Source organism: Shewanella maritima (assembly GCF_043643735.1).
GTDB classification, from domain to species: Bacteria; Pseudomonadota; Gammaproteobacteria; order Enterobacterales; family Shewanellaceae; genus Shewanella; species Shewanella maritima_A.
Genome location: NZ_JBHZSM010000009.1, coordinates 1 through 13,837, shown reverse-complemented (window position 1 = coordinate 13,837; position 13,837 = coordinate 1). Strand labels below are relative to the sequence as shown.

Annotated in this window: 11 protein-coding genes and 1 tRNA gene; 10 read left to right on the top strand and 2 right to left on the bottom strand. The window is 43.1% G+C overall.

The features are described 5' to 3' along the window. Nucleotides 1-71: 71 nt before the first annotated feature. Nucleotides 72-833 (bottom strand): outer membrane protein assembly factor BamD, encoded by a 762-nt coding sequence (locus tag ACHUGF_RS10985; protein ID WP_394131151.1) that lies wholly within the window; start codon nucleotides 831-833, stop codon nucleotides 72-74. Nucleotides 834-956: 123 nt separating this feature from the next. On the opposite strand from ACHUGF_RS10985, the gene rluD reads away from it, so the two are divergent. The 10 genes from rluD to rpsO all read left to right on the top strand — a co-directional run bounded on the left by rluD (nucleotide 957) and on the right by rpsO (nucleotide 12,422). Beyond that, nucleotides 957-1,931 carry a 23S rRNA pseudouridine(1911/1915/1917) synthase RluD gene (rluD, locus tag ACHUGF_RS10980; RefSeq protein ID WP_394131150.1) on the top strand — a complete coding sequence of 325 codons (975 nt, stop codon included), beginning with the start codon at nucleotides 957-959 and terminating at the stop codon, nucleotides 1,929-1,931. Beyond that, nucleotides 1,932-2,651 (top strand): peptidoglycan editing factor PgeF, encoded by a 720-nt coding sequence (gene pgeF, locus ACHUGF_RS10975; RefSeq protein WP_394131149.1) that lies wholly within the window; start codon nucleotides 1,932-1,934, stop codon nucleotides 2,649-2,651. Between the two features lie 225 nt (nucleotides 2,652-2,876). Continuing rightward, entirely contained in the window at nucleotides 2,877-5,453 is a 2,577-nt protein-coding gene (clpB, locus tag ACHUGF_RS10970; protein WP_394131148.1) for an ATP-dependent chaperone ClpB, read from the top strand. A 221-nt stretch (nucleotides 5,454-5,674) separates the two neighbouring features. After that, a tRNA-Met gene (locus ACHUGF_RS10965) sits at nucleotides 5,675-5,751 on the top strand. A 166-nt stretch (nucleotides 5,752-5,917) separates the two neighbouring features. Next, on the top strand, nucleotides 5,918-6,373 hold the full coding sequence (rimP, locus tag ACHUGF_RS10960; protein WP_394131146.1) for a ribosome maturation factor RimP: 456 nt from the start codon (nucleotides 5,918-5,920) through the stop codon (nucleotides 6,371-6,373). 31 nt (nucleotides 6,374-6,404) lie between these two features. Next, on the top strand, nucleotides 6,405-7,904 hold the full coding sequence (gene nusA / locus ACHUGF_RS10955; RefSeq protein WP_394131144.1) for a transcription termination factor NusA: 1,500 nt from the start codon (nucleotides 6,405-6,407) through the stop codon (nucleotides 7,902-7,904). Between the two features lie 25 nt (nucleotides 7,905-7,929). Next, nucleotides 7,930-10,590 (top strand): translation initiation factor IF-2, encoded by a 2,661-nt coding sequence (infB, locus tag ACHUGF_RS10950; protein ID WP_394131142.1) that lies wholly within the window; start codon nucleotides 7,930-7,932, stop codon nucleotides 10,588-10,590. Between the two features lie 60 nt (nucleotides 10,591-10,650). Next, nucleotides 10,651-11,082, top strand: a complete 432-nt coding sequence (rbfA, locus tag ACHUGF_RS10945; protein ID WP_394131140.1) for a 30S ribosome-binding factor RbfA — start codon at nucleotides 10,651-10,653, stop codon at nucleotides 11,080-11,082. Further along, nucleotides 11,082-12,020 carry a tRNA pseudouridine(55) synthase TruB gene (truB, locus tag ACHUGF_RS10940; RefSeq protein ID WP_394131139.1) on the top strand — a complete coding sequence of 313 codons (939 nt, stop codon included), beginning with the start codon at nucleotides 11,082-11,084 and terminating at the stop codon, nucleotides 12,018-12,020. Before rbfA ends, truB begins: the two co-directional genes overlap by 1 nt. 132 nt (nucleotides 12,021-12,152) lie before the next feature. After that, nucleotides 12,153-12,422 (top strand): 30S ribosomal protein S15, encoded by a 270-nt coding sequence (rpsO, locus tag ACHUGF_RS10935; RefSeq protein ID WP_394131137.1) that lies wholly within the window; start codon nucleotides 12,153-12,155, stop codon nucleotides 12,420-12,422. A gap of 180 nt (nucleotides 12,423-12,602) precedes the next feature. Here rpsO and ACHUGF_RS10930 read toward each other — a convergent pair whose 3' ends face one another. Continuing rightward, nucleotides 12,603-13,157, bottom strand: a complete 555-nt coding sequence (locus ACHUGF_RS10930; protein WP_394131136.1) for a DUF4124 domain-containing protein — start codon at nucleotides 13,155-13,157, stop codon at nucleotides 12,603-12,605. Nucleotides 13,158-13,837: the final 680 nt, after the last annotated feature.

Sequence of the window (13,837 nt, the reverse complement as noted above, 5' to 3'; positions counted from 1 at the left end):
AATAAAAAAAACAGCCCGTTAGTTAAACTAGCGGGCTGTTTTTAATAACTAGATGCTTTACTAAAGAAGGCTTAGTTCACCATTGGGTTATTTGGGAAGTTAAGCTGCATAACACTTAATGCATTATCTTTTAGTTGTTCTTGGCCAAGCTCTTCATAAGCGATAGCCATAATCTCAAGTGCACGTTCAGTCGTTGGTGTTCTTGGGAATTTTTCTAATACTGTTTGAGCACGCACTGCTGCAGCACTCCATGCATTCATTTTGATGTAGTATTCAGCCACTTTAATCGAATAATTAGCTAAACGATTTTTCAAATAATGCATACGCTTTTGTGCATCAGGCGCATACTTACTATTTGGGTAAGTTTTAATTAAACGCTCAAAGTCACGGAAAGCATCTTCTGCATTTTTAGGATCGCGATCAGTTCGATCAATATTAAACATGTCATGGAACAGATAATTATCTGCTTGCATGTTAGTCAATCCACGCATGTAATGCACATAGTCGATTTCTGGATGCGTCGGGTTTAGACGAATAAAACGGTCGATATTGGCAATACCAGAGGCGACATCATCCATTTTGTAATACGCGAAAATGAGGTCGAGTTGCACCTGCGTTTTGTGGGCACCAAATGGGTAACGCGAATCTAATGCTTCCAAAGAACGTACAGCTTTCGAGTAATTACCCAGCTCCATTGAAGTTCTAGCTTGTTTATATAGCACTTCTGGAGAAGCGCGATTGTTAATTTCATCTTCGATAGAATCTTTGCTACTACAGGCAGTTAACGCCAATGCAGAGATGATCAGCGCCATACGTTTTGCATATTTATACATACTTGAATTCAATTCTTTTTAAGTTGTTGTTAAGAATTTTTCCATTTCACGGTAAAATAGGAAAATCCGATTGTAACAGATAGCACATTCACTTTGGACCCCAAAAATCGGGGTACGGTTACTATGACACAAGAGATTAATCTAAAAAGCGAGATCACGGCAACACAAACAGGTCTTAGATTGGACCAAGCATTAGCTGAATTGTTCCCGGATTATTCGCGCACACGCATCAAAGAATGGATCCTATCTGGTGCAGTTAGCGTTGACGGTATCACAGTTGATAAGCCACGGGAAAAGGTTTTTGAATCTCAAATCGTTGACGTTGATGCCACCTTAGAAGAAGAGGTGAAAGCCGCCGCGCAAGATATCGCTCTGAATATCGTATATGAAGACGATCATATTTTAGTGGTAAACAAGCAAGCAGGCTTAGTGGTACATCCCGGAGCAGGCAATGCCGACGGTACCTTACTCAACGCTTTATTACATCACTGCCCAGACATTGAGCATGTACCAAGAGCGGGTATTGTGCATCGTTTAGATAAAGATACCACTGGACTGATGGTGGTAGCGAAAACGGTAGAAGCACAAACTCATCTAGTAGCTGCATTACAAGCGCGCGACATTGTACGTGAATACGAAGCGATTGTGACAGGCACTATGACTGCTGGTGGTATGGTGGATGAGCCTATTGACCGTCACGAAACTAAGCGTACTCAAATGGCTGTTATCCACGGTGGTCGTCCCTCTGTGACCCATTACCGAGTAGCTGAAAAGTTCCGTGCCCATACACGCCTACGTTTGCGACTTGAAACGGGCCGTACTCACCAAATTCGTGTTCATATGGCGCATATTGGTCATGTGCTGGTGGGCGATCCTGTTTATGGTGGCCGTCCGCGTCCCCCAAAAGCGGCAAGCGAAGCGTTTTCTGAAGTGCTAAGAGGCTTCAAACGCCAAGCGCTACATGCAATAAGACTGGAGCTTGCTCACCCATTCACATGTGAAATCATGACTTGGCATGCGCCGGTTCCAGATGACATGGTGCAGTTAGCTAAAGCGATGCGTAAAGATCTTGAGCAGAACCCTGTCGAGTATATCTAAATGTGGCAGCATGATTGGCCTGTACCTGATAATATCGGATTGGTATTTACGGATCGTTTCGGCGGGATAAGTCAGGCCCCTTATGCTGAGTTAAATCTAGGGGCGCACGTGGGTGATGAATCTGCCCATGTGAGCCATAATCGTGATTTACTTGTGTCGCGTTACCAGCTGCCATCAGCTCCTGTTTGGTTAGAGCAAGTTCATAGTACTAAGGTGCTGAGTAATCCTGATAATATATCGGTAGTTGCTGCTGATGGCAGTTTTACTAATCAAGCTCATACTGTTTGTGCCGTGATGACTGCCGACTGTCTCCCAGTGGTAATATGCAATCAAGAAGGTACTGAAGTCAGCGCTGTGCATGCTGGCTGGCGCGGCTTGTGTGAGGGTATTATTGAAAATGCCCTGCAACTATTCGACTCGCCAGCAAACTCATTAATTGCTTACCTTGGCCCTGCAATTGGTCCTAATACGTTTGAAGTGGGTGCAGAAGTGCGTGCGGCCTTTATCAAGCACGACCCTAAGGCCAATGAGTGCTTTATTGCCAGTGGTGATAAATATCTGGCCGATATATACCAACTAGCGGCACAAAGATTACAACGTTTTGGCGTGCAGCAGATATTCAGTGCGAATGAGTGTACTGTTTCCAACCCTCAGTTTTTCTCTTATCGACGCCAAGCTCAAACTGGCCGGCAAGCCACTTTAGTGTGGCTGAAATCATAGAAACCTGTACCCCTGTTTGCTCGTTACTGAGCAATACAGAGCAATTTGTGATGCAGTAATGACTTTATTCTTACAGGCATTTGTTAAGCTAATAATCATTCTACTCAATCGACAATTTTCAATCTTCCTGCTTGAAATCGGCTATTTTATCCCCATAAATAAGTTATCAGTGCAAATAGAATGCACATCCAATTTTATTTTACGTATCAGATAATAGGAGTGAGTATGAGACTCGATCGAATGACTAATAAGTTTCAAATTGCCATTTCTGATGCCCAATCGCTTGCGCTCGGGCGTGATCATCAATTTATAGAACCGACTCATTTAATGATGGCGCTATTGAACCAAGATTCTGGCTCCATTCATCCCTTATTGACTCAAGCAGGGATCCGCGTGAGTGCGTTACGCTCTACGCTCGGTCAAGAGTTAGAGAAATTACCGCAAGTTGATGGTACAGGTGGCGATGTTCAGCTTTCTCAAGGGTTAATTCGTTTACTTAATTTATGCGATAAGCTGTCGCAAAAACGTAAAGACAAGTACATATCTTCTGAGTTATTTATTTTAGCGGCGCTGGAAGGCAATGATGCATTAGCCAAAGCCTTGAAAGACTCAGGTGCAACCAAAGAGTTGATGGAGAAAACCATTGAACAGGTTCGCGGTGGGCAAAATGTGGATGATCCTAATGCTGAAGATCAGCGACAAGCATTAAAGAAATTTACGGTTGATTTAACCGAACGTGCTGAGCAGGGCAAACTTGATCCAGTGATAGGTCGTGACGACGAAATCCGCCGAACCATTCAAGTATTACAACGTCGAAGCAAGAATAACCCTGTGCTTATTGGTGAGCCTGGCGTAGGTAAAACAGCTATTGTGGAAGGTTTAGCCCAGCGTATTGTTAATGGTGAAGTCCCTGAGGGTATTAAAAATAAACGTGTTCTTTCTTTAGATATGGGCGCCTTGATTGCTGGGGCAAAATATCGCGGTGAATTTGAGGAACGCCTCAAAGCCGTGCTAAATGAACTTGCTCAAGAAGAAGGGCAGGTGATTTTATTCATTGATGAGTTGCATACCATGGTTGGTGCAGGTAAAGGTGAAGGCGCAATGGATGCAGGCAATATGCTCAAACCGGCATTAGCCCGCGGTGAACTGCATTGTGTAGGCGCGACAACATTAGATGAATATCGCCAATATGTAGAAAAAGATGCCGCCCTTGAACGACGCTTTCAAAAAGTGGTCGTGGATGAACCCTCTGTTGAAGATACCATTGCTATTTTACGTGGATTAAAAGAGCGCTATGAACTGCATCATCATGTTGAAATTACCGACCCTGCTATTGTCGCTGCGGCAAGTATGTCTCATCGCTATATTTCAGATAGAAAACTGCCTGATAAAGCCATCGATCTAATTGACGAAGCAGCATCTAGTATCCGTCTTCAGATTGACTCTAAACCAGAATCTTTAGATAGACTGGAGCGAAGAGCTATTCAATTAAAGCTTGAAGAGCAGGCTCTAGAGAAAGAGTCAGATGATGCGAGTCGAAAACGTTTATCTCATTTGCAGGATGAGTTAAAAGAAGTTGAAGCTAATGCCAATGAGCTTGATGAGATTTGGCATACTGAGAAAGCAGCGTTAGCAGGTACTCAGCACATTAAAGCTGACTTAGAGCAAGCGAGAATGGACATGGAAGTTGCAAGGCGTGCTGGGGATTTAACCAGAATGTCTGAGCTGCAATATGGCCGTATTCCCGAGTTAGAGAAACAATTGGATTTGGCTTCTCAAGCTGAAATGCAAGATATGACGTTATTGAGAAATAAAGTCACGGATATTGAGATTGCTGAGGTGTTATCCAAAGCCACGGGCATTCCTGTGGCAAAAATGCTTGAAGGTGAACGGGAAAAGCTGCTGCAAATGGAAGATGCGTTACATGAACGTGTCATTGGTCAAGCAGAAGCTGTGGATGCTGTATCAAATGCCATTCGTCGAAGCCGAGCAGGGCTTGCCGATCCAAATCGTCCTATTGGATCATTCTTATTCCTTGGCCCTACGGGGGTCGGTAAAACGGAATTGTGTAAATCTCTGGCCACCTTCTTGTTTGATACTGAGTCTGCCATGGTGCGGATTGATATGTCTGAATTTATGGAGAAACATGCAGTATCGCGGCTAGTTGGTGCACCTCCTGGGTATGTTGGCTATGAAGAAGGCGGCTATTTAACAGAAGCTGTTCGCCGTAAGCCATATTCAGTCATCTTATTAGATGAAGTTGAAAAGGCGCATCCGGATGTCTTTAACATCTTATTGCAGGTATTGGATGATGGCCGTTTAACAGACGGGCAAGGGCGCACAGTTGATTTTAGAAACACTGTGGTGATCATGACATCTAACTTGGGTTCAGATGTGATACAAGAGCAATTTAATACGCTCACTTATGATGAAATGAAAGCGCAGGTCATGAATGTTGTTACGCATTCATTTAGGCCGGAGTTTTTAAACCGAGTTGATGAAAGTGTGGTATTCCATCCTTTATCAGCAGAGCATATTGCCCATATTGCCAAAATTCAATTGGCCAATCTAACAGCGCGTTTAGCTGAAAAAGACCTCGGGTTAGAAATTACATCGCAAGCCTTGGCATTGATTGCACAAGCTGGGTTTGATCCTGTATACGGTGCGAGACCTTTGAAGCGGGCATTGCAGCAGGAAGTTGAAAACCCACTCGCTCAGCGATTGTTGCGTGGTGAGTTCGTAGCCGGACAAACCATATATGTGGGTATAGACGATGGTAATCTGAGTTTTAAGGCGAGCTAATGTGAGAACGCAATGAGCTAATGCTTTGATATTTCACTAAGTAAATGTTGAGGGCGTCATGATAAGTCATCATTTCTCCTCATGATTTTACTCAGCTTAAATGTTAACGTGAAATAAAAGCCATAAACGGAACAGCGCGATAAATGCAGCAAGTTTTTTCGATTTTAGAGAGTTAATCATTGCAAGAAAAGGCGTAAATCAATATACTTGGCACCAGTTGACGCGGGATGGAGCAGTTTGGTAGCTCGTCGGGCTCATAACCCGAAGGTCGTCGGTTCAAATCCGGCTCCCGCAACCAGCTCCTTGTAGTGGCAAAAGTTCAGGTGAACTCACTACAATTACAGGTTCTATAACAAATAACCTCGTGCTTACGGGGTTTTTTGTTATATGGACTTTTGAATATCCATCAAGATGGATCGTTTTAGGGGCTATTAGCCCTTTTTTCGTTTTTTTGGGGGTCATTTTTGGCAACTTTAGAATCTAAATTGGTTGACATGTTATCAGGTCCAGTTGAAGCCCTTGGCTTTGACCTATGGGGTATTGAGTACATTCAAGCAGGTAAACATTCAATCATTCGTGTATTTATTGATGCTGAAAATGGCATCAACATTGAAGATTGTGCTGAGGCGAGCCGCCAAATCAGTGCAATTATGGATGTTGAAGATCCAATCACGACTGAATATACATTAGAAGTATCTTCTCCAGGGGTCGACAGACCTTTATTTACTGCTGAGCAATATGCAGCTTATGTCGGTGAAGATGCCAAAGTTCAGTTAACGATGCCAGTTAATGGCAGTCGTAATTTAAAAGGTGTTATCACCGCAATTGATGGGCAGATGCTCACGATGACGGTTGATGGAAAAGAGTTAATTGTTGCCTTGGATAATATCCGTAAAGGTAACGTTATCGCTAAGTTTTGATGGTTTCAGGTGAAGAACGAGGCTAGACCAAATGAATAAAGAGATCCTGTTAGTCGCGGAGTCAGTTTCTAATGAAAAGGCTGTACCGCGTGAGAAAATTTTTGAAGCGTTAGAGATCGCGCTTGCAACTGCAACCAAGAAAAAATACGAAGGCGATATTGAAGTACGCGTTTCTATCGATCGTAAATCTGGTGAGTATGAAACTTTCCGTCGTTGGTTAGTGGTTGAAGATAATGGCGAGCCATTAGAAAACCCATTTGCTGAAATTACGATTGAAGCTGCGCAGTTTGATACACCAGAGATTCAAGCTGGTGAATACATTGAAGACGAAATTGAATCAGTAGTATTCGACCGTATTACGACTCAAACGGCTAAGCAAGTGATCGTACAAAAGGTACGTGAAGCTGAACGTGCTCAAGTTGTTGAACAGTTTATTGAGCGTGAAGGCGAGATTGTGACTGGTGTTGTTAAAAAGAGCACCCGTGAAAACGTCGTAGTTGACCTTGGTAATAACGCTGATGGCGTATTATTCAAAGAAGACTTAATTAGTCGCGAATCTTTCCGTCCAGGTGACCGTGTACGTGCATTACTTTATGCAGTACGTCCAGAGGCACGTGGCGCGCAACTATTCCTAACACGTAGCAAGCCAGAAATGCTAATTGAGCTGTTCCGTGTTGAAGTACCAGAAATCTTAGATGAAATGATTGAAATTGTTTCTGCCGCTCGCGATCCAGGAGCACGCGCCAAGATTGCTGTGAAATCTAACGATAAGCGCATTGATCCAATCGGTGCTTGTGTGGGTATGCGTGGTGCACGTGTTCAAGCTGTTTCAAACGAACTAGCTGGTGAGCGTGTAGATATCATCATGTGGGATGATAACCCAGCGCAATATGTTATTAACGCCATGGCGCCAGCTGATGTTGCCTCTATCATTGTTGATGAAGACAACAACTCTATGGATATCGCTGTTGAAGCAGATAGCCTAGCTCAAGCCATTGGTCGTAACGGTCAAAACGTTCGCTTAGCAACTCAACTTACGGGTTGGGAATTGAATGTGATGACAGTTGAAGAAATGAACCAGAAGCATCAAGCAGAAAGTGCGAAGACAATTGAGTTATTCGTAGCTTCACTGGATGTTGATGAAGGTTTTGCAACGGTACTCGTTGATGAAGGCTTCACTTCACTAGAAGAAGTTGCTTACGTACCAGAAGCAGAGTTATTAGAAATTGAAGGTTTTGACGAAGGTATCGTTGAAGCGTTACGTGAGCGTGCAAAAGCGGCAATTTCTACTCGTGCATTAGCGTCTGAAGAAGCATTAGACGGTGCTGAGCCGAGTGAAGATTTATTAGCGTTAGAGGGTCTAGAAAGACACTTAGCCTTTGTACTAGCAAGTAAAGGTGTAGTGACGCTAGAAGACCTAGCAGAACAGGGTATTGACGATTTAATCGATATTGAAGAATTGACAGAAGAAAAGGCTGGTGAGCTCATCATGGCTGCCCGCAACATCTGTTGGTTTGGCGAAGAAGCATAAGTCGATCAACAGGGGGATTTATTGAATGGCAGATACAAGTGTAGAGAAGTTAGCTACAGAAGTTGGCAAGAGTGTTGAAAGACTTATTGAACAATTTGCTGAAGCTGGCGTGAGCAAGAAAAAGAATGATTCAGTTTCTGAAGCAGAAAAGCAGCAGTTACTAGAGCACCTTAAAAAGCAACATGGTGGCGATAATGCACCAACTAAAATGACGTTACAGCGTAAAACTGTATCAACGTTAAGTGTTGCAAGCACTGGTGGTCAATCTAAAGACGTGAAAGTAGAAGTACGTAAGAAGCGTACTTTTGTTAAGCGCGATCCAGCAGAACTTGCTAAGCAAGCAGAGCTAGAAGCACAGCAAAAAGCGGAAGCCGAAGCGGCTGAAAAAGCTAAGCAAGAAGCGCAAGCGAAAGCGGCGAAAGAGAAAGCTGAAGCTAAGGCTAAAGCGGATGCAGAAGCGAAAGCTAAGAAACAAGCTGATTCAAAAGCTAAAGCTGAAAAAGCAACTAAGACTGCAGAAGTGAAGCCTAAAGCTGAAACTGAAGAGTCTGCAGCGGCTAGAGCAGAAGCTGACCGCATTAAAGCTGCGCAAGAGGCTGCATTGCAACAAAAGCAAAAAGAAGAAGCGGATTTAGCGGCTGAAAAAGCGCGTAAGTTAGCTGAAGAAAATGAAAAGCGTTGGGCTGAAGAAGAGCGTCAACGTATTGAAGCTGAGAAAAACAGCGATCACCATATTACGACATCTAAAGAAGCGCGTGCTGCTGAAGATAAGTCTGATATGGCTGAAGAAAAACGTGGGCGTCGTGCACGTAACAAGAATGCCAACAAGAAACGTGGTGGCAAAGGCGGTCGTGATAACCGCGGTGCACGTAACAATCGCACAGTTGCACCAGAGTCAATGGCGCATGGCTTCAACAAGCCAGCTGCTGCAGTAACACGTGATGTACGCATCGGTGAAACTGTGACTGTTTCTGAACTTGCACATTTGATGGCAGTTAAAGCGACTGAAATCATCAAGCAAATGATGAAAATGGGTTCAATGGTTACCATTAACCAAGTACTAGACCAAGAAACTGCGCAAATGGTTGCAGAAGAAATGGGTCACAAAGTGGTTCTTACTCGTGAAAATGAGCTAGAGCACCAAGTACTATCTGACCGTGATGATAGCGTATCAGTTGAGCCTCGTGCACCAGTTGTTACCATCATGGGTCACGTTGACCATGGTAAGACATCATTACTCGATTATATCCGTGCTGCAAAAGTAGCATCAGGTGAAGCGGGTGGTATTACTCAGCATATTGGTGCTTACCACGTTGAAACTGACAACGGTATGATCACCTTCTTAGATACCCCTGGTCACGCCGCGTTTACTGCAATGCGTGCTCGTGGTGCTAAAGCAACAGATATCGTAATCCTAGTTGTTGCTGCTGATGACGGTGTGATGCCACAAACAATCGAAGCAATCCAACACGCTAAAGCGGGTGGTGTCCCTCTGATTGTTGCAGTGAACAAGATTGATAAGCCAGAAGCTGATCCTGAACGCGTTAAATCTGAGCTCGCTCAGCATGGCGTGATGTCAGAAGACTGGGGCGGAAGCAACATGTTCGTACATGTATCTGCAAAAGCAGGTACCGGTATCGATGAGCTACTTGAAGGTATTCTTCTTGAAGCTGAAGTACTTGAGCTGAAAGCTGTACGTGAAGGCATGGCTGGCGGTGTTGTTGTTGAGTCTAAACTTGATAAAGGCCGTGGCCCTGTTGCAACTGTACTGGTTCAAGAAGGTACGTTGAGACAAGGTGATATCGTATTATGTGGTCTTGAGTACGGTAAAGTCCGTGCGATGAAAGATGAAAACGGTAAGCCAATTCAAGAAGCCGGTCCTTCTATTCCTGTAGAGATCTTAGGTCTTTCAGGTGTACCTTCAGCGGGTGATGAAGCGACGGTTGTACGTGATGAACGTAAAGCTCGTGAAGTTGCACTTTACCGTCAAGGTAAGTTCCGCGACGTTAAACTAGCACGTCAGCAGAAGTCTAAACTTGAAAACATGTTTGCCAACATGACTGAAGGTGAAGTACAAGAGCTGAACATTGTGTTAAAAGCAGACGTTCAAGGTTCTCTAGAAGCAATTTCAGACTCACTGAACAAACTGTCTACTGATGAAGTTAAAGTGAACATCATTGCTAGCGGTGTAGGTGGATTAACTGAAACTGATGCAACACTTGCTGCAGCATCTAATGCAATTATGGTTGGCTTTAACGTACGTGCTGATGCACAAGCGCGTAAGACAATCGAAGCTGAAAGTGTTGACCTACGCTACTACAGCGTAATCTACAATCTAATCGATGAAGTGAAGTCAGCGATGGGCGGTATGCTATCTCCTGAGTTCAAACAAGAAATCATCGGTCTTGCAGAAGTACGTGATGTATTTAAATCGCCTAAAATTGGTGCGATTGCAGGTTGTATGGTTACTGAAGGTATCGTTAAGCGCAGCGCACCTATCCGTGTACTACGTGAAAACGTTGTTATCTATGAAGGTGAACTAGAATCTCTTCGTCGCTTTAAAGATGATGCCAACGAAGTACGTAATGGTATGGAATGTGGTATCGGTGTTAAGAACTACAATGATGTGAGAGTAGGAGACCAGATAGAGGTCTTTGAAACCGTCGAAGTGGCAAGAACACTTTAATATCAAAGGGCGGCATTAGCCGCCCTTTTTGATTCAACTTAAAAATGATGGGACATAATTATGGCCAAAGAATTTAGCCGCACTCGTCGTATCGCCCAGCAACTTCAGCAAGAACTTGCTGTCGTGCTACAAAGAGACATTAAAGATCCTCGTGTAGGATTCGTAACTGTGAACGATGTAGATGTGTCACGTGACTTAAACTATGCAAAAGTATTCGTTACTTTCTTCGAAGAAGATGAAGAGCTAGTTCAAGAAAAAATTGATGCGTTAATGGCAGCAGCACCTTATGTACGTACTTTGATTGCTGGCCGCATGAAATTAAGAGTGATGCCAGAGCTTCGCTTTGTTTACGATTCATCGCTAGTAGAGGGCATGAGAATGTCTAACCTAGTGAGTCAGGTCATTACCAATGACAAGCAAAAGCAGCAGCAAAGTGGTCGAGCTGACGAGGCTGATACTGAAACTGATGGTGGCGACAAGGAGCAAGATTAATGGCTCGTCGTCAAAAAGGTCGCTTTATTGACGGTATAGTACTACTCGATAAAGATACCGGCATGAGCTCAAATCATGCCTTGCAAAGAGTTAAGCGTTTTTTTAACGCCAATAAAGCAGGCCATACAGGTGCTTTAGACCCACTTGCAACAGGTATGTTGCCCGTATGTCTTGGTGAAGCAACCAAGTTTTCGCAGCATTTGCTTGATTCTGATAAGCGTTACACAGTGATTGCTAAGCTTGGTGAACGCACTGATACCAGTGATTCTGATGGTGAAGTTGTCCAAACTCGCACAGTTAACTTTTCTGATGAACAATTGCAAACTGCACTTGAGCACTTTCGTGGTGACACCATGCAAGTGCCATCAATGTTTTCTGCGTTGAAGTACCAAGGTCAGCCACTGTATAAGTACGCACGTGAGGGAATTGAAGTTCCCCGCGAAGCAAGACCGATAACTGTGTATGAGCTTAACTTCTTAGGTTTAGAAGGTGATGAACTAACACTAGATATTCATTGCTCAAAAGGTACTTATATTCGCACAATCATCGATGACCTCGGTGAAATGTTGGGTTGTGGTGCACATGTCATTATGTTGCGTCGCACACAGGTGGCGACTTATCCCTACGATAAGATGGTATCGCTAGCTGAACTCGAAGCATTAGTCGAACAAGCTAAAGCCGATGGTATTGAACCAAGTGATTTGCTCGATCCATTGCTATTGCCAATGGACACAGCGGTCAGCCACCTTAATGAAATCAATTTGCCTGATGCGATGATGCCTTATGTAATGCAAGGGCAATTTATGCAAGCTCCGGGGTTAAAGCCTGATGAGTTAGTTAGGATCACTATTGGCGAACGTAAGCAATTTGTCGGTATTGGTGCGATGAATGATGATGGCTTACTTGCCCCTAAGCGCCTTGTAGTATTAAGAGACTAATTAAATATCGGCAATTGTATCGATAAAGCATTATTTATTTGCGCTGTTTTGTCTTTCTCGTTAGAATAGCGCGCCCACTTCGGCTGAGTTAGTGATCGGCTGGGGTTAATTTTAAATATTTTGGAGATTTTCATGTCACTAAGTAATGAACAAAAAGCACAAATTGTTGCTGAATTTGGTCGCGGCGAGAACGATACTGGTTCTACAGAAGTTCAAGTAGCGTTATTAACTGCTCAAATCAACCACCTTCAAGGTCACTTCAAAGAGCACATCCATGATCACCACTCACGTCGTGGTCTTTTACGTATGGTTAGTGCACGTCGTAAGCTTCTTGCTTACCTTAAGCGTACTGAAGTAGCTCGCTACACTGCTTTGATCCAAAAGTTAGGTTTACGTCGTTAATTCGACATTTTGCTCACGACGGTGAGCGAAAGACCGTAAAAAAGGAGGCTTATGCCTCCTTTTTTATTGCCTGTAAATGGTAAAGATGGATTTGTTTATATGGAAGTATCTACAAATCGCGATTTTAATATTGTTATGGATAAAGTCGTAATGCAGGCGATAGCCATTAAACGATGTAACTTAATCGCAAAACAGCGCGACTCTCTCTTTATTCATCGCAATCTCTTGCTGACGCTCATCTTCTGTCATTGAGACAGTTTCACCAGTTTTTTCATTCTTTTTATTTAATTTATTATAGGTCGTCAGGATTGTTAGGCTATGCTGTGCACGCTCGCATAACATCTTGGCTTGCTCTGCATCCAGTGACTTAATGATCTCAGCATCTTTTTCTAACTGAGTTTTAGCGGGTTGCCCAGAGACTTTTTCTTTAGGGGAAACAAACCCCACCTTTCCAGGTTCTATATCTTCGCTATAGATACGTTTTGCATCTACACCAACAGGAGCTTGCTCACTATAATGGGATACACCGGCCTCATCGACCCAAGTATAAATAACTTTTCCATGAGCAAATGTTGTGACGCTGAAAAATAAGAAGAGAGTTCCGAGTAATCGTTGTTGAGTGTTCATATCAATCCCATGTTGTGCAATGCTTTCCTTGTTATGAATAAAGTATGCTATCTGGGCATCATTGCCAAATATTTTTGTCATAACCACAGTATAGGCAAAAATAATCAAATAAATTACTTAGCCAAAAAGCCACTCTTGTAACTAGCCTACACGACTAAAAGAACCAGCAAAATTATAAATCATTGCCTATACTTTTATCCCCGTTTGAATTTCAGTGATTGATAGTCAGCGTATAAGATAGAAAAAGGTGGCATCGCTGAGAGCGATAGAGGTGTATAGGCCTAGTATAAAGCTAATTTAGGTTGTTTTTAGCTCATTACTGTCAATATTGAACACAAAATAGGCTGTTAAACCGGCTTTGGTAGTTTTATTTAAAAAAGCCCTTGCGCAAAAATCTAAGCTGCCTATAATGCGCATCCACTGACACGGCACAGCAGCAAACACAAGGCATTAAGCAAGTGATTAACGCTAACGTGACAGGGTGGTTTAAGCGATAATTCATCACTTAAATCAACGGCAAAAAGGGTTTTTAAATTAATTTAAAAAACTACTTGACGCCAACGAGGGAAAGCGTAGAATACGCAGCCCTGACCCGCTCAACGGCGAGAGTCAAACGCTCTTTAACAATTTAACAAGTATATCTGTGTGGACATTCACAGTGTTGAGAAATTCGACAGATTTACACCTTCTTTCATTAGAAAGTGCAAATCACAAAATTTAAATCTCAACGAATGTTCATACTTGACACAAGTTAACTTTGATTGTCTTTGACACATTAAAGTTAGCGC

Excerpts from the sequence above, each read along its gene's own strand:
- clpB (WP_394131148.1), top strand. The coding sequence starts at position 2,877 with ATGAGACTCGATCGAATGACTAATAAGTTTCAAATTGCCATTTCTGAT.
- truB (WP_394131139.1), top strand. The coding sequence starts at position 11,082 with ATGGCTCGTCGTCAAAAAGGTCGCTTTATTGACGGTATAGTACTACTC.
- nusA (WP_394131144.1), top strand. The coding sequence starts at position 6,405 with ATGAATAAAGAGATCCTGTTAGTCGCGGAGTCAGTTTCTAATGAAAAG.
- pgeF (WP_394131149.1), top strand. The coding sequence starts at position 1,932 with ATGTGGCAGCATGATTGGCCTGTACCTGATAATATCGGATTGGTATTT.
- rluD (WP_394131150.1), top strand. The coding sequence starts at position 957 with ATGACACAAGAGATTAATCTAAAAAGCGAGATCACGGCAACACAAACA.
- rpsO (WP_394131137.1), top strand. The coding sequence starts at position 12,153 with ATGTCACTAAGTAATGAACAAAAAGCACAAATTGTTGCTGAATTTGGT.
- ACHUGF_RS10985 (WP_394131151.1), bottom strand. The coding sequence starts at position 833 with ATGTATAAATATGCAAAACGTATGGCGCTGATCATCTCTGCATTGGCG.
- infB (WP_394131142.1), top strand. The coding sequence starts at position 7,930 with ATGGCAGATACAAGTGTAGAGAAGTTAGCTACAGAAGTTGGCAAGAGT.
- rbfA (WP_394131140.1), top strand. The coding sequence starts at position 10,651 with ATGGCCAAAGAATTTAGCCGCACTCGTCGTATCGCCCAGCAACTTCAG.